Annotated in this window: 15 protein-coding genes and 1 pseudogene; 10 read left to right on the top strand and 6 right to left on the bottom strand. The window is 45.8% G+C overall.

Features of this window, described 5'->3' with window-relative positions:
* Window positions 1-17: 17 nt before the first annotated feature.
* The 3 genes from TOI97_RS02705 to TOI97_RS02695 all read left to right on the top strand — a co-directional run bounded on the left by TOI97_RS02705 (window position 18) and on the right by TOI97_RS02695 (window position 2,669).
* Entirely contained in the window at window positions 18-662 is a 645-nt protein-coding gene (locus tag TOI97_RS02705) for a hypothetical protein (protein ID WP_321552590.1), read from the top strand.
* Window positions 663-722: 60 nt separating this feature from the next.
* Entirely contained in the window at window positions 723-2,174 is a 1,452-nt protein-coding gene (locus TOI97_RS02700) for a DUF6094 domain-containing protein (RefSeq protein WP_321552589.1), read from the top strand.
* A gap of 153 nt (window positions 2,175-2,327) precedes the next feature.
* Entirely contained in the window at window positions 2,328-2,669 is a 342-nt protein-coding gene (locus TOI97_RS02695) for an ATP-binding protein (protein ID WP_321552588.1), read from the top strand.
* A gap of 61 nt (window positions 2,670-2,730) precedes the next feature.
* Here the strand turns inward: TOI97_RS02695 and TOI97_RS02690 are convergent, their stop codons facing one another.
* The 3 genes from TOI97_RS02690 to TOI97_RS02680 all read right to left on the bottom strand — a co-directional run bounded on the left by TOI97_RS02690 (window position 2,731) and on the right by TOI97_RS02680 (window position 7,097).
* Window positions 2,731-4,026: a ComEA family DNA-binding protein gene (locus TOI97_RS02690; protein ID WP_321552587.1), complete on the bottom strand. Its 1,296-nt coding sequence runs from the start codon at window positions 4,024-4,026 to the stop codon at window positions 2,731-2,733.
* A gap of 232 nt (window positions 4,027-4,258) precedes the next feature.
* Complete coding sequence (locus TOI97_RS02685; RefSeq protein WP_321552586.1) at window positions 4,259-6,340, bottom strand: TonB-dependent receptor domain-containing protein; 2,082 nt, start codon at window positions 6,338-6,340, stop codon at window positions 4,259-4,261.
* Between the two features lie 322 nt (window positions 6,341-6,662).
* Window positions 6,663-7,097, bottom strand: a complete 435-nt coding sequence (locus TOI97_RS02680) for a hypothetical protein (RefSeq protein WP_321552585.1) — start codon at window positions 7,095-7,097, stop codon at window positions 6,663-6,665.
* 103 nt (window positions 7,098-7,200) lie between these two features.
* On the opposite strand from TOI97_RS02680, the pseudogene TOI97_RS02675 reads away from it, so the two are divergent.
* The 7 genes and pseudogenes from TOI97_RS02675 (at window position 7,201) to TOI97_RS02645 (ending at window position 19,556) form a co-directional block, all read left to right on the top strand.
* Window positions 7,201-8,582, top strand: a pseudogene (locus tag TOI97_RS02675) (IS1380 family transposase).
* Window positions 8,583-9,164: 582 nt separating this feature from the next.
* Entirely contained in the window at window positions 9,165-9,347 is a 183-nt protein-coding gene (gene mads1, locus TOI97_RS02670) for a methylation-associated defense system helix-turn-helix domain-containing protein MAD1 (protein ID WP_321552584.1), read from the top strand.
* A gap of 11 nt (window positions 9,348-9,358) precedes the next feature.
* A complete protein-coding gene (locus TOI97_RS02665) occupies window positions 9,359-12,601 on the top strand; it encodes a helicase-related protein (RefSeq protein ID WP_321552583.1) in 3,243 nt (1,080 codons plus the stop codon).
* Entirely contained in the window at window positions 12,594-13,409 is an 816-nt protein-coding gene (locus tag TOI97_RS02660) for a DUF4391 domain-containing protein (protein ID WP_321552582.1), read from the top strand. Before TOI97_RS02665 ends, TOI97_RS02660 begins: the two co-directional genes overlap by 8 nt.
* Before the next feature lie 47 nt (window positions 13,410-13,456).
* Entirely contained in the window at window positions 13,457-15,382 is a 1,926-nt protein-coding gene (locus TOI97_RS02655) for a site-specific DNA-methyltransferase (protein WP_321552581.1), read from the top strand.
* Window positions 15,382-16,548, top strand: coding sequence for a PDDEXK nuclease domain-containing protein (locus tag TOI97_RS02650; RefSeq protein WP_321552580.1), 1,167 nt, complete (start codon window positions 15,382-15,384; stop codon window positions 16,546-16,548). Before TOI97_RS02655 ends, TOI97_RS02650 begins: the two co-directional genes overlap by 1 nt.
* Complete coding sequence (locus tag TOI97_RS02645; protein ID WP_321552579.1) at window positions 16,545-19,556, top strand: type III restriction-modification system endonuclease; 3,012 nt, start codon at window positions 16,545-16,547, stop codon at window positions 19,554-19,556. Before TOI97_RS02650 ends, TOI97_RS02645 begins: the two co-directional genes overlap by 4 nt.
* A gap of 248 nt (window positions 19,557-19,804) precedes the next feature.
* Here TOI97_RS02645 and TOI97_RS02640 read toward each other — a convergent pair whose 3' ends face one another.
* The 3 genes from TOI97_RS02640 to TOI97_RS02630 form a co-directional block, all read right to left on the bottom strand.
* The gene (locus TOI97_RS02640) at window positions 19,805-20,383 is read right to left on the bottom strand and encodes a recombinase family protein (RefSeq protein WP_321552578.1); all 579 of its coding nucleotides are present in this window, start codon (window positions 20,381-20,383) and stop codon (window positions 19,805-19,807) included.
* Between the two features lie 429 nt (window positions 20,384-20,812).
* Window positions 20,813-21,235 carry a hypothetical protein gene (locus tag TOI97_RS02635; RefSeq protein ID WP_321552577.1) on the bottom strand — a complete coding sequence of 141 codons (423 nt, stop codon included), beginning with the start codon at window positions 21,233-21,235 and terminating at the stop codon, window positions 20,813-20,815.
* Window positions 21,236-21,327: 92 nt separating this feature from the next.
* Complete coding sequence (locus TOI97_RS02630; protein ID WP_321552576.1) at window positions 21,328-22,236, bottom strand: TIR domain-containing protein; 909 nt, start codon at window positions 22,234-22,236, stop codon at window positions 21,328-21,330.
* Between the last annotated feature and the right edge of the window lie 129 nt (window positions 22,237-22,365).

The following is a 22,365-nucleotide window of genomic DNA, read 5'->3' as shown; positions in this document are numbered from 1 at the left end:
CTTTTTGGAGAAACACCATGCAAAACACTCCCTCCATCGGCCACATCTTAGAGATGCCCGATTTACAGGTTGACGCTCTCTGCACAGACCAAGATGGCTACTTGTCATTTCTGTCTGTATGGGGTCGCGACACTGCAACCCAAGAGCTTCTCGCTCGCCTGACATTGCCAGCCAATGAAACTGCCAGCCTTATTCAAGGCTTTAACCTGCGACTGGACAACAAGAGTTCAACGAGCACCAATAAAATTCTCGTAATCCCAGATCTGTTGGAAAAAACCTTTTCCAGAACCTTTGGCCGAACCAAGTTTGGCTCTATCAACAACCTTTGGCTGTATGACAGTCGGGCTGTAAAAGCAGACAAGGCAAATCACACTGCGTTTATTGTCTTACGTGACAACGGCGATACCCAGTCGTTAGACCAACTGCCACAGCACCCGGAATTCGGGAACTGCTTGCAACAGCTGATAAGTGTCTCACCGGTGCCCATCCTGGAACATTGGGCTCCTGTCGCTTTTAAAGCTGCATGTGAGCTGGAAATGGTATCGCTGCACACCTCATATCTGGGCAAAGCGCTGTGCGCTGAAATCGCACTGAAAGAGTCTGTGTTTCAGCACAGGATCAGCGAACTGATTTGCAACGGCACTCTCACCGTAAACGCTTAACCCCCCTATTGCCTGTCCAAGCAAATCTCACACTTAAATTCGTATGAAAGGAGGCCTACCATGGCTCTCATGTTCCCTCGTGTTGCCCGTAACTTTGCAAAAAACGGGTATTACCCTACTGATGAACAAACCCTTGAGCGGATCCTTGCTCTAATCACTTCGCCTGAAACCGGTGAGGTGAATGTAATTGACCCCTGTGCTGGCGAAGGTGTTGCCATTGCCGAAGTGAAGCATCACCTCGGTAAAGATAATACCAGCGCTTATGCTGTCGAATACGACCATGAGCGAGCCACTCACGCAAAGACCATTACAGATCATTGTTTACGCAGCGATCTAATGGACACAATGATCACACGCCAGGCTTTTGGCCTGCTGTGGTTAAACCCACCCTACGGCGACATGGCAAGAGATACCACCGGTATTGCTGCTTACCAGGGTACTGGGCGCAAACGCCTAGAAAAGCTGTTTTACCAACGCACGCTACCGTTGCTGCAGTATGACGGCACTCTGGTTTTCATACTTCCTGGCTATGTGCTGGATATGGAACTGGCAAACTGGCTGACCAATCACTTCACCGACCTCGCTGTATTTGAGGGCGTGGACAAAACCTTTAAGCAGGTTGTGATTTTAGGCAGGCGTGTACGCACAAAAGAAACGCAGCAAGATGGAGACCGGCGAGCTTTTAGAGATCGCTTGGTTGATATCGGGGCTTCTAGGCTTCAAGCCGATGAGCTTCCACCTGTAGGCGATGCTGTCATGAGCTATGTTGTTCCGCGCGCTAACAAAGACGTAGGGCAATTCTTTCGTATCTCGATGGATGTCGAACAGATGCAAGAGGAAATAGCCAGAAACGAAGGTTGCTGGGCTGATTTCAATCATGTGTTTGCTAGCACTGACAAGCTTGCACAGCGTCAACCAGCCAGACCTTTATCGGACTGGCACTTAGCACTTTCCTTGGCTGCTGGAGCAATCTCCGGAGTGATCCACTCACCTAAAACAGGTCGCACCTTGGTAGTCAAAGGTGACACTTATAAAGCTAAAACACGTCGAACCGAGTTTCGGGAAGATGATGAGGGCAATCTAATTGAAACCATCACTGACACTGATGTTTTTGTACCAGCCATCAAAGCTTGGGATATGACACTTGGCTCTGAACTGTTTGGACAAATCCTGTCAATCAGTGACAAACCAGCTGAGAACAAACCATTGTTCGAACTGGGACGGGTCGTGGCCACTCAAGGTGTTGACCACATTGTACGAAGAGGTTTTCTTGATCTTCAACCACTACTGAACAGGCATTTGTCAGGTGATTGGGGCGAGATTGCTGCAGAAGACTGGAAGCTCAATGATGACAGTCTAAACCCTGAACCAGATGCTAACGGAGAGAGTTATCCGGGACGGTTGTTTTCTTCTTATGACGTGGATGACACATTCTCGGGAGAAGGCAAAATCTGGATCATCACCGAATGGGATAGAAGCGTTACCACTATTCTGCTTCCATCTGAATATTAACCCACCTCAAAAAAACCGGCTTAGGCCGGTTTTTTTATGCCTGCAGAATGCGCCGCTATCTCTTTGCTATAATGCAGTGGTGTATCGCTGGTCGTTGACTGGCACACGCACACGCCCAAAGCCTTTGTACACCACGAAACATGAGGCGCTCATTTGAGCTGGTGTTCACCTTTACCCACCCTAGCGGAGACTTGTCTCGCTAACACCTCAGGTGGTGAGTTATGGCTGGGTGTAGAAGATGATGGCAAGGCCAGTGGCTTGCATCTTAAACACCAAAACACCACACATTTATTGGGGCTGATTGCCGAGCAAACCACGCCACCTTTAGTAGTGTCAGTTCAGCAACATTGCATCGATTCAGTGATTGTCGCGCAAATTATCGTACCGCGCACCAATACTCTGATAGCTACATTTGAAGGCATGTATTTAAAACGCCGTATTAAAAACGACGGCACACCTGAATGCATTCATATTGACCCTGAAGACAAAGCCTAGACAATCAACTTAACCTGTTTTAACAGCTAAATAGTTAGGCTGACCAGGTCTTCAAACACCATTAAAGCGCGACACCTGCAGCCTTGATCGCTGTTAAGCGTGCCGGACCAATACCCGAGATCGATTGCAACTGTGACAGCTGAGTAATAGGTCGCAAAGCAATCAGTGCATGCGCACGCTCGCTACCTATATGTGGCAAGCTTTGCAATTGCTGCAGTGTTGCGGTATTCAGATTAATCAGCGCAGATGTGTTTCTTACTAGGGCTGGTGTTGAACGGTTTTGCGCAGAGCTTTCAGTTGTAAAGTGCTGCCGCGGATTTACCTCAAACCTTGGCGCTATTTCTTGATCCGCTATCTGCAAACGTAATCCAGCAAAGTCTGCAAACACCTGCACTAAGGCATCTTGCATGACCGTGCGCTCACCCAAGGCTAAAACCAATTCATCGGCGGCGAATAAACCTGCTACCGCCTCATCCTCAGTGGCAATACCCGCATACTGCTGAGCGAGTAACGCCATAATAACGCGCGGATCAGCGGCAGTTTGCCCTTCAGCTTGATCACGCGCCTGCTCAAGTTGCTGCGCGATATCTGCTAACTCAGCTACGGCTGTGGATAATAAAAGCCTATCGCCTGGATGCAGGTGAATATGCTGAGTCAGTCGCAGTGCAGCCTCATCAGCCGTTATTCCAGCACCCCAGCCAAGCAAAATTAACTGCATAGCGGTTAATAACTCTGGCTGAGTCCACTCACTGATTTCTGGCTGAAATAACAGCCGTGCCGTCTTAAAAGAACGCTTCAGCCGAGCATGACTGATACGTTGTTTAAGCACATCTAAGCCATAAGGTATCGACAGCACTCGATCAAATAGCCAAATCACCAGCGTGATGATCAGTTGCAGCACATACTTCAAAGCATGCCAGGCCATTTGTACACTTTGGGTCAAACTGAACAGCAGCATATAGATCAATTGAATATTGGCCGCTTTTTTACCGCGCAACTGCACACCGGCAATTTTGACTGAGGAACGATTGGGCTTAACCCAGTTAAAAGTGCCCAATGAGTTACGTGTCGAAACGGTGACACCACTTTTAGATAGATTCAGGCGTGTCGGGCCACTGCCATAACGCCCCTGCAGCACAAAACGACCATTTTGCAGGGCGATACGTGTATTTTTGACCACGCGACTCGATACGCGTAAGCCATGCTTAGTATTGGCCGTCACAGTTAACCCAGCAACTTTCACCTGCTTACGCAGAGCAATCCCACCGGTGCGACTGACACGCAGATGACGGCCACGGTGTTCAATACGCTTTTGCTTACCCAACGTATCTTTTTTACCAATATTTAAAAAGCCCATGTCAGCCTCCTGCCCACCTGTGCATTCTATCTATAAACCTATTTAGAGGCTAAAAACACATTCTAAACTATTAGATAGATTATCAGCCCGCAAAACATATATCAGCGTAAGAGCTCAGTGACAGCGCATATACAAAAACAGCGTATGCAATCGACATTGCTATACGCTGTTATAGGCTGACTCTGCTAACCAGACTAAAGGATCGCAGTTGCAAGTTCGCAAGAGACTGTAACTAGAAGAACCAATCTGCAGACACCTTAAAGGTACGTCCTGGCTCCCAGTTCGCATAGTGCTGACCAGCGACTGCTGTTGCGGTATTTTTAGTTTGCACCGTGCGCACAGTGACATGATCGGCATAATGCTTATCGAACAGGTTTTCCACGACAAAGTTAACTTGAAAGCGATCCAGATCTGCCAAAGGTGACCAACCTAAACGTAAATTATGCACGCCATAGCCTGGCTTATCAGGACGACCTAACGGCACATCGTTCAAGCGTTTCACTGCAACCAAGGTATAGCCGGCATTCAATGCTGGCGTTAAAGTCCAGTTTGCATCCAAAACCAATCGATCCCCAGTCGACACACCCACACGGGCTGACTCACCACTGGTATCCATAGGTTGACCATTCCAGTTACGCACCACATTATGGCTGTAGGTCATGCTCAATAAAACATCATTGAGACCCCAATGCCCTGCCAGTTCATAACCATGACTGCGTACAGCTCCCGGCGCATTACGAATATGATCTGTAACGCCTTTCATACCTTCGCCTGGGACAATCTGATAGTCACGAATATGGGTGTTATACATCATAAAACTTAAACCTAGATGATCGCCCGGCGTCAACACCGACATATCATGCCAGCGCACACCCAGCTGACGCTGCTGCGCATATTCAGGTTTTAAATGACCATTTTTGCCAAGACGAAAATCGCTTGAATACTTTTGCAACCAGCCCGCCTGATTGAGCTTGGCACCCCGTGCTGACTCGCCATAACCGGCAAATAAGGTCAGATCTATAGCGGACAATGGATCCCATTCAATAGTGGCGTTAGGCGAATACACTTCACCTTTACTGCCCGCACCATTAGCATAATTGGTATCATAAAAATCACCACGCCCACCCACAGATAAGCGCACCGGCCCCCACTGCATGCGATTCTGAATAAACACACCATGATTTAAGGCACGCTCATCGTAATGATCCTGACTGTCCCAGCGGCTACCGCGATCGTGGAAGTGATCAAAACCAGTCACTAAGGCATGCTGAATCGGCCCTAAAGCAAAGCGCGAGGTATTACGTACGCTGCCGCCTAGGCTGCGAGTTTCATAGGTTTCATCGCCCTTATCACGATACAACTCCAAGCGACTGACGTTGTGATACACAGTCGTCTCTACATCAACGAACGGCTGACCCGTCGGTTGATAACGGTGATTGACCGTCACTGTATCGCGAAAGGTTTCTTGATCATCATCCGCTTGAATATCATTACCCGTCTGCCATGGCATATTGGCACGCAAAGTACCGCCCGAGTTGGTGTTGCGCTCTGCAGCAATACGTAAACTATGGCCGTCTTTTTCCAGCATACTGAGCTTAAATAAATAGCTGCGATTATCACCATCAGTCGACTGGATGCGCTTTCCCTTACCATCTTTTGACGTTCCGCTGTCCAGCGTACGTACATAGCCGAGCAAGCCGGTTGAATCATTTAACAGGGTGTAGGCTGATGCGACCCCACCATGGGTGCGAGTTTTATCTTCAAACTGCGCACCAAGGCGTGCGCCAGTTGTTTGCCCTGGGTGCAATAAATCTTGCGCATCGACTGTGGTAAAACGTACGCTACCACCCAGCGCACCCGGCCCGACATCAGCAGCAGCCGGCCCTGTATCCACCGAAACTTGCTTATACAAATACGGATCAACCTGAACCCGTCCTTGGTGGTGGAAGGTATTGGCCCCTTGACGCGCACCATCAATCTGAATATTTAAGTTCAAATCTTCGACACCACGCAACATGATTTTTTGCCCATTACGTGATCCTGAGCCCACTTGCACGCTGGGTTCAGTGACAAAAACATCACGTAAACCCTTTGCCATGGTTTTTTGTAAGCGCTCAACATCAACATGATGTGTATGAGGCGAATCCTCAAATTCTTGCTGCTGAGCTTTAACGGTTTGCTCAGGCAGTCGCAGAGACGAGTCCTCAGTATCCTGCGCAAAAACAAAAGGAGTGACTACAGCGCAAGCTGTTGTAATAAAACTCACTGATAAAATACGGCGCTTTTTTAGCCGCAAGGGTGGCAGAGTATCCATTCAAAACATACCAATACGTTATAATATAACTCGATATATTACAGCGAATAAAAACTAAAATGCAAGGGGGTTTTAATTGCAGAATATAAGCGGCCAGACAGAAGCAAGCCTACTTGCTATATAGAAGCCATAATTGAAGACATACACTGCTGTTTTAATATCAAACGATTTGAGAAAAGGAGCCGCTCTCTCAACGCATCGGCAGATGGCCAGCCTCAAGCCACTGATGCTGTATCAAACAGTAAAAAGACTATACCCACAGATACAAAAACGGCGCTGAATTTCTTCAGCGCCGTTTTTAATGTAAGCATCTTTTTAACGACTAGCTTACTTTCTTTTTAGGTGTTTTACTGCAGAACGGTAAATTCAAAAAGTGCTCAAGTGAATCATCTAAAATATCCAACCACGGCTCAGGCAACTCAGGTGCCAAGGTGTTGGTTAAGGTTGAGCGGTAGGCTTTTTCTCTAAAGCCCATAATGTCGACTTTTTTATCTTTTTGCCATTCTTTAAAGATCTCACCCTGCTTTTCTACAGCAAACTCAGGGTAGTCAGTCACATTGGTTAAGTCGCGAATATACTGAGCTTGGAAGTCGATATCACCATCAACATTCGTCACTTTTTCATATTCAGCCAACCATTCCTGCTCGTCGGCTTGACGTACGGCCAACTCAGGCAACTGGATCTTGTCAAGAATCACATCACGTGCATACCACGCTTGTGCATCAAACATATTGAAGGTGAAATACTGATCCTGCATCCCGTCTTATTCACGAGCCTTGACCTAAAATAAAGAAGGCGAGTGGTTTATCCTTTAAAATCAATATGTTCGGCAAGAACTTGATTAGAGAGGGCCACTCGCCATGGGTGAAACACTACCAAGCTGGAAACCAGCCTGCAACTTATCTGTTTCAGTGCAGCTCAGTGAACAAAAAACCAGTAGTGATGCCGGTGCATTCTTGCTGCGCGAGGTGCTCGATCGCAGCGGTGTGATTGAGAGCTTGGATCGGCAGTTGCTGGATGATCGTGCCCCCGCACGTGTGCAACATAGTTTGTCCAGTCAGCTTCGTACTCTGCTGGTTCAGCGTGCGCTGGGCTGGGACGATCTGAGTGATACGCAAACACTAGCAAACGACCCAGTTTTGCAGCTGGCCTGCAGCGATCAGCGCAGCACCACGCCACTAGAGCAGCCCCGTCCTTCGCAGCCAACCCTGTCGCGTCTTCTGAATCTGTTGGCCACAGATATCAACCAGGCTGCATTTCATGACGGTTTGCTCGACATGGCCATGTGGCGACTGTCTTCGATGCGCAGCGGCAAGCCATTGTCATCGATCACGTTGGATGTCGATGGCCTGCCCATTGAAACTTTTGGCCAACAAGTCAGAACGGGCTACAACAGCTATGTTGGTTATTCACACTACTCACCGCTGGTGGCTTCTATCGCTGAAACGGGCGACATGGTTGGCGGCCTGTTACGAGAGGGAAACAGCGGTTGTGCAGTACAAGCTGAGTACTGGATTCCCAAGCTGGTTGAACGGATTGGCAAGACAACCGGCACCAAGGTCAGAGTTCGTTTTGATGCGGGTTTTACTGGCAACCCAACACTTTCGGCACTGGATGACGCCAATATTGAATATGTTGGTCGATTGTCCAGCAATACCGTACTTGAGCGCGAAGCGGCACACTATCTCAAGCGCCCAGTGGGTCGGCCAACCCATCAACTACGCGAGTGGTGCCATGAGTTTTACTATCAGGCACAATCTTGGGAGAAGCCGCGCCGCATTATTTTAGTGGTCTGCGAGCAACCGGATGATCTGTTTTTAAAACATTTTTTCCTAGTCACCAGCCTGGACTGGAAAGACTGGACACCGCATAAAATTCTGCAGCTGTACCGCAAGCGCGGGAAAGCTGAGGGGCACATGGGCGAACTGAAAGACACGCTCAACGTTCACCTATCTTCTACCTGCCGTGGTGCGTCTACCGTGCAACAGGTGATGGGCCGCAATCAGGTCAGCCTGCTGCTGAGTCTCTACGCTTATCAGATGATGCACAGTCTGCGAGCGCTGATGGAGCGCGTACACAAAAGGGCTGGAGCATACGCAAAGTCCGCGAGCAGATCCTGAAAACAGCAGCAACCGTGGCCGTGCATGCGCGAAAAATAGCAGTTCATATCGGACAGTCCGGCGGCAAATGGTGGCCCAGTCTGCTTAAAAACTTGCCTCGACTGCATCAGGCTCAAACTTAAACCGAGGCACGCAACAAACAGGTTATCGGCTGAACGGCTGAGGTTTTATCTTGCCTAAATGATAAGAAAAGCTGTGAAAGAGTTGAAAGCAGGCACAAAACCTTTCTGTTTTTACGCTGACAAAGTAAATACACTACCGAAAATCGTACCCTCCAGCCCGAAAACGGTTAGAGGGTCATCAAGCTGCCGAAAATGAGTCACTTTGAGAGCTCTCATGAATAAGACGGGATTATCCGCTAGGGATAAGTCCGACGAAAACAGCTTAACCTTATCGCAAACAAATCAGCCACCCAACTCCATACAGGCGACTGTCCGCAAGCTGACCGTGTTCGGCTAAACCACATAAGCCCGCTGTTGCGGGCTTTTTTGTTAAAAATTCCAGTTAATAACTACGGGGTTATTCGCAAAACTCACAAGACCTTCACTATGAAGATAGATAAAACTCATACAGTCTCTGAAGCTATAAGTGATAACGCCTGAATAGCTCTATGTGTTTTGGAGCAGCTACAATGGTTCATTGTGCCCTAACAGACATTCTTGTACTCTTTCGACACATAACTCTTAAAACTACGGATAACGAACATGAGTGATGAAATCATGACCGTTAAGGATGTTGCCGCTTATCTCAAGCTCAACGAGCGTACGGTGTATCGCATGGCAACCTCAGCGAAGATACCTGCGTTCAAAGTAGGCACATCGTGGCGATTCAAACGTGAAGAGCTTGAGAAGTGGATTGAACAGCACAAGAATGACAAGCCGTCATAGGGAATATTGCAGTGATATTGGATAACAAAAACAGCGGTCACGTTGGCCACGAGCTTAAAAAACATACCTTTGATGATGCTAAGCTTTCTGTGCTGTCGAGCCTATTCACTCTCTATGGTTTCTCGACACTCAAACAAGAGCTCAAACAGCTAGACTCTGCAAGACTTCTACTCACCAACTGGGAGGCAACGTCGCTGCAAACACTGGTTGGTGCAGAAGCTGAAGTTCGGCTACTAAACCAGTTGCAACAAAAGAGGATTGCTGCTGAGTTTTCACAGTGGCTGGCCAGCAAAGTGGATGTCAAAGCCAGTATCAATAGCCAGCCAGGCCAGAACATTATTCATCTAAACTCTGGCGATCACAGCTACGCAATTCATGGCAGCGCTACGCTCTCACCTATTGGGCTTGGTGAAGTGCGATCAGAGACCTTGCAGATGAATATGGGCTTGTCAGACTCAGAGAGCACCAAACACCTGCTATCTTGGTTTGATACTGTCTGGAGCGATGCTAGCAGCGCGCGCAACATCAAAGCTGAGCTGATTAGCAAGCTTGATTATATCGCTGCCGATCGGCCCGCTAACCTGATCTATTTCCTTACGCTGTTTCATATTTTTAAAGACTTCATTGAAGATATTGATGAAGACAGCATTATTCGCAGTAAAACGGGTTTTAAAGACACACAGGTTTGGAACAAACTCTACAGATTCCAGAAAGATGGCGTGCTAGGAGCTATTGATAAGCTTGAAAAATATAACGGCTGCATTATTGCCGACAGTGTGGGCCTGGGTAAGACTTTTGAGGCCCTAGCGGTTATCAAGTATTACGAGCTGCGTAATGACCGTGTTCTAGTGTTGTGTCCCAAGAAGCTACGTGACAACTGGACGATGTGGGCGGTTAACGATAAGCGTAACTTGCTGGCTGCCGACCGTTTTAACTACGACGTGCTGAACCATACAGACTTGTCACGACTAAAAGGCTACTCCGGTGAAATCAACTTAGAGACCCTAAACTGGGGCAACTATGACTTGGTGGTGATCGACGAGTCGCATAACTTCCGTAACACCCCCAGCAAAGCCGAAGGCAAAAGCCGTTACGAGCGCTTAATGAATGACATTATTCGCGCTGGCGTTAAAACCAAAGTGTTGATGTTATCAGCGACGCCAGTGAATAACCGCATGAATGACTTGAAAAATCAGGTCGCCTTTATTACTGAAGGTCGTGATGATGCCTTTACCGAGCAAGGTATCAAAAACATTGAGTCCACTTTGCGCTTAGCCCAAACACAGTTTAATAAATGGACAGAAAAACCTGCGGAGCAACGTACCACAGGCTCCTTATTAGACGTGATGAGCTTTGACTACTTTAAGCTGCTCGATATTGTCACTATTGCGCGTTCGCGTAAGCACATTGAAAAGTACTACGGTACAGCTGATATTGGTGAGTTCCCGACACGTTTGCCTCCCAAGAATATCTATGCCGAGATTGATTCGTCAGGCGAGTTTCCACCACTCGAACAAGTGAACAAAACCATTCGCTTATTATCACTGGCTGGCTATTCTCCGCTTAAGTTTGTCCGCACCGAGAAAAAAGCAGAATACGCCCGTCGTTATGACCAAGCTGTTGGTGGCGGCAAAGGGGTTTTCAAGCAAGTTGACCGCGAAGAGAGTCTGACTCACTTAATGCGCATCAACCTGCTCAAGCGTATGGAAAGCTCGATTCACTCATTTACCCTGACTGCCACTAAGCTTGCGTTACAAATTGATAATTTGCTGGCTAAAATTGATGCCCATGAGTCTGACGATGTTGATGCACTTAGCATTGAAGACCTACATGATTTTGAGCTGGAGTCCACCGAGTTAGAAACCTATATGGTGGGCAACAAAACCAAAGTGTTGCTACAAGATATGGATTTAATTCGTTTCCGCCAAGAGCTTGAGGCCGACCAAGCACTATTGAATAACATTGCGCAGACAGCAAAAAAAGTCTCCGCCGAGCGTGACGCTAAGCTTGAGCTTCTTAAGCAAATCATTACCGGTAAAGTGCAAAGCCCGCTGAACCCTGACAACAAGAAAATCATTGTCTTTACCGCTTTTGCTGATACTGCACAGTATCTGTATGCCAATTTAGCGCAATGGGCGCAACAAGAGCTCGATATTCACAGCGCCTTAGTCACCGGCGGCGGTACCAATAAAACAACCTTGTCAGGATTAGGCTCGGACCTGAATAACATCCTGACAGCTTTCTCGCCGATATCTAAAGAGCGTAATAAAGTAGACCCCACCGCGACCACGGAACTGGACTTGCTGATTGCTACCGACTGCATCAGTGAAGGCCAAAACTTGCAGGATTGCGACACCTTGGTCAACTACGATATCCACTGGAACCCAGTGCGAATTATCCAGCGCTTTGGCCGTATTGATCGCTTAGGCAGTCAAAACACGCAAATTCAGCTGGTGAACTTTTGGCCGAACATGGAGCTGGATGAGTACATCAACCTAGAAGCACGGGTATCTGGGCGTATGGTACTGCTAGATATCTCAGCGACCGGTGAAGAAAACGTCATTGATGACAGCACCAATGAAATGAATGATTTGGAATACCGTCGTAAACAACTGCAGCAACTCAAAGATGCCGTGGTTGATTTAGAAGATATGAGCGGTGGCGTGTCTATTACCGACCTTACTCTGAATGATTTTCGTATGGATTTATCGGGTTATATGGCCAACAAAGACAGCTTGGCGCTACTAGAGCAAATGCCCTTTGGTTTGTACTCGGCGGTGAGCCTCGATGCAGGCTTGATTGAGGAGGGTTTTCAGCCTGGTGTTATTTTCTGCTTAAAGAATATTCGCAGTGGTAAAGAGGCGGTGCAGGTTGATGATAATTACCCCTTAGCGCCTTACTTCTTAGTCTATGTGCAAGATGATACTGGCTCAGGCCATACCGCTGTTGAACTTAACTTTACTCAAAGTAAGAAAATACTCGACTTGCTGAAACGCCAAGCCTTTATGCACCAGTCACTCGATACAGCAGCCATTGCCGCACTCAACCGCCGTACACGCCACGGACGAGACATGACGGATTACCAGCGGCTGCTTGCGGTGTCGGTTGATAGTATCGCTGCGAAGAGTGAAGAAAAGGGGGTCGCTAGCTTATTTACTAAAGGTGGCACTGTATTAAGTGCCACCAGCAGCCAAGGTATTGAAGATTTTATGGTGGTGTCCTATTTGATACTGACAGAGGCTGACCATGGCTGAGTTGAATCTAGGACTGCCACAATTTGAAGCTTTTTTTAACACTCTAGGTGTGCCGCCGAGCTGCCTACTGAATCAACCACTGTTCAAGAAAATGTTTGCTGAGCATGATGAGCTGGACGCTAAGGATAAAAAAGCCTTAAAAGAGCACGTAAACAAAATCCGTTGGCTGTACACGCTCAAACCCAACACTATTAATATTGCACCCTACCAGGATGAGTTGCGTGAGTATGGTGAAGTGGCGGTGCTGCAGGTCGAACTCGCTGAAAGCAAGCGCATGGACAGCAAACTGATGGAGCAAGTCGGACACTTTATCAACCGTGCGATTCCTTACCCGCTAGTTATCTTCTTTACCGATAGCCAGCATAGCCACGCGGTTGCCGAAGGCAAAGAGCAGTTAACCCTCTGCCTTGCTGATAAACGTATTAACCAAGCCAATCAAGAAAAATGGGTGATTGAAGAAGTCCTACTAGCACCTAGTGTGGCGCTGGCAGACAGCTCCGTTAAAGCCAAAGAATTTTTAACCAGTTTGCAGTTAGCCAACTTGCCCTTTTCTAACTTCTGGCAGCTCTATCAAGCGCTCATGAGTCGCGTGGTAGCAGGCCAGTGTGCTGAGATCACCGGCCGTTATCGCGTGATAAGTAATGGCGACCAGTCACGCCAAAATTTACAAGCCTATCTACAGTTAGAGCAGACCATTAAGCGCCTGCGCAGCCAAATTAAAAAAGCTGAGTTTAGCCAACAGGTGACGCTCAATACCCAAATCAAACAACACGAACAAACGCTCAAGCAATTGGCTGAGTATTTGTAAGGCGACTGTTTAGGCCTATTCAGTTTTAGTATTTACGAGGATTCAGCATGACTAAAGTTATTCCCCCTATGGACAGCACCAGCACCGATATAGTTGCCGATAACATCAGTAAGTTAAAAGAACTGTTTCCCGAAGCCTTCACCGAAGGCAAAGTTGATTTTGATGCCTTAAAAGAAGTGCTGGGCGAATACGTTGATGGCCGTGATGAGCGCTATAGCTTTACTTGGAACGGCAAAAGCAAAGCACGGATGATTGCGCAAACCCCCAGCACCGGCACCTTGCGCCCTTGTAAAGAAGAGTCTGTGGATTGGGACAGTACGCAAAACCTGTTTATTGAAGGTGATAACCTGGAAGTGCTCAAGCTGCTGCAAAAGAGCTATCACAAAAAAGTAAAAATGATTTACATCGACCCGCCGTATAACACCGGTAAAGACTTCGTTTATAAAGATAATTTTAAAGACAATATCAAAAATTACAAAGAAATTACCGGGCAAGTGGATGGTGAAGGACGTAGTTTATCCAATAACCCAGAAACCAGTGGGCGTTATCATACGGACTGGTTGAATATGATGTACCCACGCTTGAAGTTGGCGAGAAACCTACTGAGAGACGATGGTGTTATCTTTATTAGCATTGATGATAATGAAGTAACGAATCTTAAAAATATTTGTGATGAGATCTTTGGCGAAGAAAACTTTATTGGCACATTCGTTGTTAACGCAGCACCGAATGGTAGAGATTACGGTCATATTGCTAAAAACCATGAGTTCTGTGTTTTTTATAGTAAAAACATATCAGAGTGCGACACAAATTTAATTCCTGACGCAACTAAGACATTTAAGTTTGAAGATGAAGTAAGCGGATTTAATATCCATCCACTTTATAATAGTAACGAGGCCTTCCATAAAGGTAATCGTCCAAATTTATATTATCCATTTTATCTTTATACAGATCGCCCTATTAAAGAATTTGAAGGTGATTTTTACGAGATAGGATTAGATAAAACATTTAATTCGATAGAGGTATATCCGCCGTTATCACAGAAAAACTCTGTACAGTTTGTTTGGCGGTGGGGGAAACAAAAGTCTATTGAGAATATGAATCAAGAAATAATGGGTTATAAAACCTCGTCAGGTGAGTACCGCATTGTGCAAAAAATGCGTACTGACGAGAAGTTGGTGCGCTCTATAATCTCAGGTAAAGAATATACATCTAGAAGAGGGACATCTGAGGTTGAATCATTGCTTGGCGGTAAGTATTTTAGCTTTCCAAAGCCTTTAGCACTACTTAAGACGTTTGTGATATCAGGTATGCAGAATGACTCATTGATGCTTGATATGTTTGCCGGTTCAAGCTCCTCTGCTGAAGCGGTAATGCGTATAAACGCTGAAGATAAAGGTTCTAGACAGTTCATTATGGTTCAGCTTCCCGAAGCTCTAGACGGAAAGTCTGAAGCGTCGAAAGTTGGTTATAAAACTATAACTGATATCAGTAAAGAACGTATCCGCCGCGCTGCGGCTAAAATTCAAGCAGAAAACCCTGGCTACGATGGCGACCTTGGCTTTAAGGCTTTCAAGCTCGACTCCACCAATATCAAACCTTGGGAGCTCGATTTTGACTTCACTGCACAAGACCTTGAAGACCAAATATCTAATATCAAAACTGACCGTAAAGAGGAAGATGTCCTGTACGAAGTGCTCTTAAAGTACGGCCTGGACTTAACCCTGCCCATCACCGAACACAGCATTGATGGCCACAAAGTATTCAACATTGGCATGGGCGCCTTGATGGTTTGTTTGAGCGATAAGATTTCTCTTGAAGTCGCCGAAGGTATCGCCAAGCTGAAAGAAGAGCTTAATCCTGAAATCATGCGTGTGGTATTTAAAGACGCAGGCTTTGCCGATGATGTAGTGAAAACCAATGCACTGCAGATTCTCAAACAAGCAGGCATTGAAGACGTTCGGAGCCTGTGATGAGTAACAGCGATAAGGCACCTAACAAACCGATAGATATGAATGGACAAGGTCTTGTTCAGGATATTAGGGCGATTATTTCTCAAGCTCGGTCTTTGACACGGCGCAGTGTCAACTCCTTGCAGGTTATTTCCAACTATCTGATTGGCATGCGCATTGTTACTGAGGAACAAGGAGGACATGAGCGGGCTGAATATGGTCAAGCGATCTTAAAGGAACTGTCGGCTGAACTGACCAAAGAGTTTGGGCGCGGCTATTCTCGTAGCAATTTGGAGTACATGCGTAGGTTTTACCTGACCTATGCGCCAAGCCTTGAAGAGAAATCCCAAACAGTGTCTGGGATTTCTGCACAAAGCGGTTCAGTGTCTCTGAAACTGAATAGTACCCAGATTGTGCAAGCAATGTCTGAGCAATTACCCTTGAGCTGGTCTCATTATTTATTTCTGATGGGTATTTCCAACCTTGAAGACTGCTGTTTTTATGAAATTGAATCAGCGAATGAAAACTGGTCACTTCGAGAGTTAAAACGGCAGTTTAATACTAGCTTGTATGAGCGCTTGGCGCTGAGCAAAGATAAAAAAGGCGCTAAAGCACTTTCCGAACAAGGCCAGCTTTTGGAAAAACACACTGATGTGATTAAAGACCCGCTGGTGCTGGAGTTTTTAGGGTTTGAAGAACATACCCACTATTCTGAAAGCGATTTAGAAACGGCCATTATTGATAAGCTCGAACACTTCCTGCTAGAGCTGGGTAAAGGCTTTCTTTTTGAAGCGAGGCAAAAACGCTTTACCTTTGATGAAGACCACTTCTACGTTGATCTAGTTTTTTACAACCGCTTGCTTCGCTGCTACGTCATCATCGACCTGAAAATAGGTGAGCTAAAACATCAGGATCTTGGCCAAATGCAGATGTATGTCAATTACTTCGACCGCCATGTAAAGCTTGATGATGAGCAGCCAACCATAGGGATTGTGCTGTGTAAGAAGAAAAAGGACTCGCTGGTAAAAATTACCCTGCCAGAGGGCGCTAATATTCATGCCGCCAAATACCAAACTTACCTGCCAGACAAGGAAGCTCTAAAAAAACAGCTGGAGGAAGCCCATGCACAATGGGAAGCAACAGTTGAGGATTGCTCGGAAGTTCAAAACCAAGGAGGTGACGCATGAAAATTCAATTTGATGCAAATCTGGATTACCAAAAACAAGCCATCGACTCAATCACCGGTGTTTTTGCTGGGCAGGAAACTTGCCAGACTAATTTTACTGTTGCGCCCTTACAGGCCTGGGAAGAAGGTACGTTATTTCATGGCGCAGAAGAAAACACGTTAGGTATTGGTAATCGTCTGCGGCTGTTAGATGAAGATATTCACGCCAACATTCGTAAAATACAGCTGCAAAATGGCTTGGCCCCTTCAGAGAGTTTTAGCTCAAAAGACGGTATTAACCTAACAGTAGAAATGGAAACAGGTACAGGTAAAACCTATGTCTACCTGCGCTCTATTTTTGAGATGAACCGCTTGTATGGCTTTACTAAGTTCATCATTGTGGTGCCGTCCATCGCCATTAAAGAAGGTGTGTATAAGACGCTAGAAATCACTACAAGCCACTTTAAAGAGCTGTTTGAAAATACCAGCTTTGATTACTTTGTTTATGATTCCAGCAAACTTTCCGATGTAAGAAACTTTTCTACCAGCCCTGATATTCAGATCATGGTGATTAACATTGATGCTTTCCGTAGAAGCTTTAGTGATCCTGAGTTAGAGAACAAGGCCAATATTATTCACCGTGCCCACGACCGCATGACGGGTGCTAAACCGATTGAGTTTATTCAGCAGACCAATCCGATTGTGATTATCGATGAGCCGCAAAGCGTGGATACCACAGCTAAAAGTAAAGAGGCGATTGCCTCGCTGAACCCAATGTGCACCATGCGCTATTCTGCTACCCACGTGGAAAAGCATCACATGCTCTACAAACTGGATTCAGTAGATGCTTACGAGCAAAAGCTGGTGAAGCAGATTGAAGTGGCGGGGATTGAAGTCAAGGATGGTCACAACCAAGCCTATATCAAGCTATTAAGCGTGGATAACAAGAAGAGTCCGATTAGCGCAAAAATAGAAATTCACGGACGCTTAAAAGATGGCGGCATTAAAGCCAAAACCGTCACAGTCACCAGTGGCGCTGACCTGCTGGATGCTAAATACAGTGGTGGTCGTGATATCTATGACGGCTATATTGTTGATGATATTTATTGTGAAAAAGGCAATGAGTACATTAGCTTTACCAGTAAGCCAGAAATTCTAAAACTAGGCCAAGCCATTGGTGAAGTGGATGTAGATGAGTACAAGCGTCTGCAAATTCGTAAGACTATTGAAGAGCATCTAGACAAAGAAATGCGCTTACGCCCTCAAGGCATCAAAGTATTGAGCTTGTTTTTTATCGACAAGGTAGCCAATTACCGTTGGTACGATGCAGACGGTCACGCTCAGAAAGGCAAGTTCGCGCAGATGTTTGAAGAGGAATATACCAATGCTATTCGTAAGCCTAAATACAGTACGCTGTTTGAAGGCGCAGATTTAGAAACAGCTGCCACAGGTGTGCATAACGGTTATTTCGCAATTGATAAAAAGAAAGACTCAGCAGGCAATGAAATGGTCAAGGACACCTCCGGCGCTACCGTCGCTGACGAGGGCGTTTATAACTTGATTATGAAGGATAAGGAAAGACTGCTCAGCTTTAAATCCAAGCTGAAATTCATTTTCTCACACTCAGCATTAAAAGAAGGTTGGGATAACCCTAACGTCTTTCAGATCTGTACCTTGAATGAAACCAACTCTGTGATCAAAAAACGCCAAGAGATTGGTCGTGGCCTGCGTATCTGCGTTAACCAAGAAGGCGAGCGTGTACATGGCTTTGAGGTGAATACGCTAACGGTTATGGCAAATGAGTCTTACGAGGAGTTTGCAGAGCAGCTTCAAAAAGAGATTGAGAAGGAAACAGGTATTAAGTTTGGCGTGGTAGAACAGCACTTGTTTGCCAATATCGTCGTGCCAATAGATGAGCATAACCATGAGCACCTAGGTGTTGATGCGTCGAAAAAGCTATGGGAACACATGCAGGCTTCAGGCTATATCGATGCAAAAGGCAAGGTCCAAGACTCTTTGAAAACAGCATTAAAAGACGGCAATCTCGACTTACCTCAAGAGTTTAAAGAGCACGCGTCACAAATTGCTGCTGTACTGAAAAAAGTGTCGGGCAATCTTAATATCAAAAACAATGCTGATAAGAAAAAAGTATCACTGAATAAAGCAGTATTCTTAAGCCCTGAGTTTAAGGAACTGTGGGATCGTATTAAGTACCGCACCACTTTCCGCGTCGACTTTGATGTGGATGCGCTTACTGCCAAGTGCTCTGAAGAGATTAAAAACAACCTCCAGGTCGGTAAAGCACGCTTTATTTACCGTAAGGCCACTACAGAGATTAACCGTGGCGGTGTTCATACTGAACACGTACAAGAAACCGCTAACATCTATGAATCGCGTGCCTTTGAGCTGCCTGATCTGATTACTTACCTGCAAAACGAAACCAATTTAACCCGTCGTACTATTGTGAAAATTATTAACGATAGCGGTCGTTTGGAATCTTTCAAAAATAACCCGCAAAAATTCATCGAGCAGGTTGCCAGCATCATTAAGAACCAGATGCGTTTGTTTGTTGTGGATGGCATTACCTATCACAAAATTGGTGATGACCAGTATTACGCGCAAGAGCTATTCCACGATAGTGAGCTGTTCGGTTATCTACAACAAAATATGGTGGCGAGCCAGAAGTCCGTATTTGATCATGTGGTCTATGACTCAGATGTTGAGCTCGAGTTTGCCAGCGCCTTTGAACGCAGTGACGATATTAAGTTGTATGCCAAACTGCCGGGCTGGTTCAAAATTGACACCCCGCTAGGCGGCTACAACCCTGACTGGGCTGTGTTAATTGAGGTGGATGGCAAAGACAAGCTGTACTTTGTTGTGGAAACTAAAGGTAGCTTGTTTACGGATGCTCTGCGCCCTGCTGAAAAAGCCAAGATTGACTGCGGTAGAGCACATTTCAAAGCTCTAGGTGATGAGGTTGAGTTTGCTGTTAGCAATGGTTTTGATCACTTTACGGGGGAGTATGTGTAATGGATTGCTTAATATGAGCTTTCAGTAAAATTTAACTATATGTTAGAAGAAGCCGGCTATTTGCCGGCTTCTTGATTTGGCTATATGTTTGATAGCCATTTCCTGCTCTGAATATTTTGTGGTTTATGTAAAATCTGAAATTTACTCGCCAACGGTAAACGTACGGAGTAAGCCCATCTTGGGCCTGGCCGCTACGCAAGAGTAACTCCACTTGCCAATGCGCCGCTCAAGAGTGCGCCGTGAGCTTGCTATAGTTGAGCAGGGTTTGCTGGATAACCCTCTCTTGTTAGTGAGGCGTTCAGCGTTACTCTTGATACGCCGAAATGCTTAGCAACTTCCGTCTTAGTAATTGATGGGTCTTTTAACATGGCCGCTGCTTTTTTTATGTCTGCCGCTGTCATCTTCGGCTTACGACCACCTTTGCGGCCTCTAGCTCTGGCTGCTGCTAACCCAGCCTTTGTTCTATCCGAAATCAAATTGCGCTCAAACTCAGCCAAGGCTCCAAACAAATGAAACACCAGCCGCCCGCCAGCACTGGTTGTATCTATGCTTTCAGTTAGAGACTTAAATCCTATTTCTCTTTCCTCAAGCCCATTAACTATTTCCACAAGGTCCTTTAACGAACGTCCAAGCCTGTCTAATCTCCAAACAATCAAGGTGTCACCTTTACGCAAAGCGCGTAAACAGGCATCTAGCTCTGTCCGCTGAAGGGTGCTACCTGTCTTTTTTTCATGAAACACTTGCTCACAGCCTGCTTGCTTTAACGCATCAAGTTGGAGATCTGTATTTTGGTCTTGGGTTGAAACTCTTGCGTAGCCTATATGCACAACAAACGCACCTTTACTATACGTTGATAACTTTACATAATTTCTTTACACAAAACAAACGAATTGAGACGGATTTTAACACTGAATAAAGTTGTACATAAAACGGTCGTTATCTTTACAGCCTGTTCATTTGTAATAATAAGCAACCATTCGAAGGAGAAATTATTCTGGTCACGCGATTTTGAATGATGCGCTCGATTTAGCCGGTTTTGACTTTAGAATGCCCTGCCTACGAATCTTCGTAAGCGTCCGGTGGTAAGCCCATCTTGGGCCTGGCGACTTAGCTCTAAAACTCCGGGAATTAATCAGGCGTTATCAAATGCTTACTTAAAATCTCAGGGTCTGTACGAATTACGCAATGGTTGGATTAAGCTTCATCACTCTTAGTGAAACGCCTTGTGCGAAGCCGCATGCAAGCTGGCTAACCTATTAGCATGACTGCTGCACCTTGTTGAGTGCTTGTTTCCAAAGCACATCAGCGTTACTAACACGAAAGTATAGGTCTTCAGAGCCACCACCAGCCCCGTGAGCAATAACCCATTCTGTGGCGGCTGGATTATCACCAAACAATGCGCCACCATCAGCATCACTATTTGGCACTGTAAATTGGTAAGACAAAGCAGGATGCCCGGCAAGTTTCTCTAGAGACTTTACCGGCAATACTGAAATCAGAAGTGTATGACTGCCGTTGCACTCAGAGTGGCCACACTCAAAGGTAACTTTAAAGTCTGGCTTCCAATCCTCGATTGAGACCGGATTTGGCGACCATTGCCACCCAGCTAAATCAAAGAAGGCGGCCCATACGGCTTCAAGCCGCGTTCTGAACTGTATTCCGTTGTAAATCCCGGCCACTAGACTGTACCTCCTCAGTGTTTTTGATGCTAACGCTTACATTTGCGGCTGGTTTGGAGCTCAGCGGAAAACCAGTCGGCAACATGCGCTTGTTATGCCTTTGTGCTCAAAATGACTTCAGCAAGCTCACCAGCAATTTCTTCAATACTCTGTAATGATGTATTCAACGCGACCTTATCTGCTAATGCTGGACTGAAATTCATCACTTCATCTTTCGTAATTTTATGCCAGATAGGTAATATCATTTTATGCCCATTCATTTCTCTAGCGACCATCGAATCAAGTTCATATTGTGTCCAGTTTTTGGCACAGAATGCAGAAGATAAAATAACGGTTCCAAATCTAGATTTAACTAACCCCTGATCAATACTCTTTCGCAAGCTATCACCGACTTTAAGAGTGAACTCGTCGTACCAAACTTTTACACCTATATTTTCAAGTGTTTCAGCTAGGGGCCTAACGAACTCATCTTTATCTTCTGACGCATGCGAAATAAACAAGTCAAATTCAACATCGCTTGACTCTAACGATGACGTATTTACAGTATTTTCAACAGAAGTCACCATGTTAGCAGTTTGCTTAATCTCAGCCTGTAATTGACGTTGATATGCTAATTGTTCTCTCTGCTGTTTCTTTTCTAAGGCAGCTATTTTTTTTCGCTCTCTATCATATATGGCAGCTTGCTTCTTACGTTCTTTCTCTTCTTCCTTTAGCAAGTCTTGTTTGAACTTCAACAACTTTCCTTCACTATCTGATAGCTTTCTATGAAGACCTGCTTTTTTAACCTGAATTTTAGCTATTTCTGCTTGTTTCCTTTGGATTTCAGCACTTTTGCTTTTTAAGGTAGTAACGTTAGTGTTTTTAGTAATACTTCTTTCTACTTGGCCTATTTTATTACCACATTCGGACTCTTTTTTGGTTTCTAAACTGATTTTATGATAAAGATCAGCGACTTCCTTTTGTAATCTATTTATTGAGCTTGTAATTGTTGATATCGACATTTCCACTCCATTGCCTTGTTAGATATGGCATAACGCCGCCAGCAGGGGCCGAAAAACCAGAGCGAAGCGGCGGTTTTTTGGTCCCTCTGGCTGGCTTTGTTAGGCATTTAGTTGATCCATCATTTCTTT

The sequence above is a fragment of the Denitrificimonas halotolerans genome (assembly GCF_034259425.1).
Taxonomy (GTDB): Bacteria; Pseudomonadota; Gammaproteobacteria; order Pseudomonadales; family Pseudomonadaceae; genus Denitrificimonas; species Denitrificimonas halotolerans.
Note: the sequence above shows the minus strand (reverse complement) of the source record. Positions and strands in the feature narration are given on the sequence as shown.

Excerpts from the sequence above, each read along its gene's own strand:
- TOI97_RS02650 (WP_321552580.1), top strand. The coding sequence starts at position 15,382 with ATGAGTAACAGCGATAAGGCACCTAACAAACCGATAGATATGAATGGA.
- TOI97_RS02660 (WP_321552582.1), top strand. The coding sequence starts at position 12,594 with ATGGCTGAGTTGAATCTAGGACTGCCACAATTTGAAGCTTTTTTTAAC.
- TOI97_RS02630 (WP_321552576.1), bottom strand. The coding sequence starts at position 22,236 with ATGTCGATATCAACAATTACAAGCTCAATAAATAGATTACAAAAGGAA.
- mads1 (WP_321552584.1), top strand. The coding sequence starts at position 9,165 with ATGAGTGATGAAATCATGACCGTTAAGGATGTTGCCGCTTATCTCAAG.
- TOI97_RS02680 (WP_321552585.1), bottom strand. The coding sequence starts at position 7,097 with ATGCAGGATCAGTATTTCACCTTCAATATGTTTGATGCACAAGCGTGG.
- TOI97_RS02685 (WP_321552586.1), bottom strand. The coding sequence starts at position 6,340 with ATGGATACTCTGCCACCCTTGCGGCTAAAAAAGCGCCGTATTTTATCA.
- TOI97_RS02690 (WP_321552587.1), bottom strand. The coding sequence starts at position 4,026 with ATGGGCTTTTTAAATATTGGTAAAAAAGATACGTTGGGTAAGCAAAAG.
- TOI97_RS02700 (WP_321552589.1), top strand. The coding sequence starts at position 723 with ATGGCTCTCATGTTCCCTCGTGTTGCCCGTAACTTTGCAAAAAACGGG.
- TOI97_RS02645 (WP_321552579.1), top strand. The coding sequence starts at position 16,545 with ATGAAAATTCAATTTGATGCAAATCTGGATTACCAAAAACAAGCCATC.
- TOI97_RS02655 (WP_321552581.1), top strand. The coding sequence starts at position 13,457 with ATGACTAAAGTTATTCCCCCTATGGACAGCACCAGCACCGATATAGTT.
- TOI97_RS02705 (WP_321552590.1), top strand. The coding sequence starts at position 18 with ATGCAAAACACTCCCTCCATCGGCCACATCTTAGAGATGCCCGATTTA.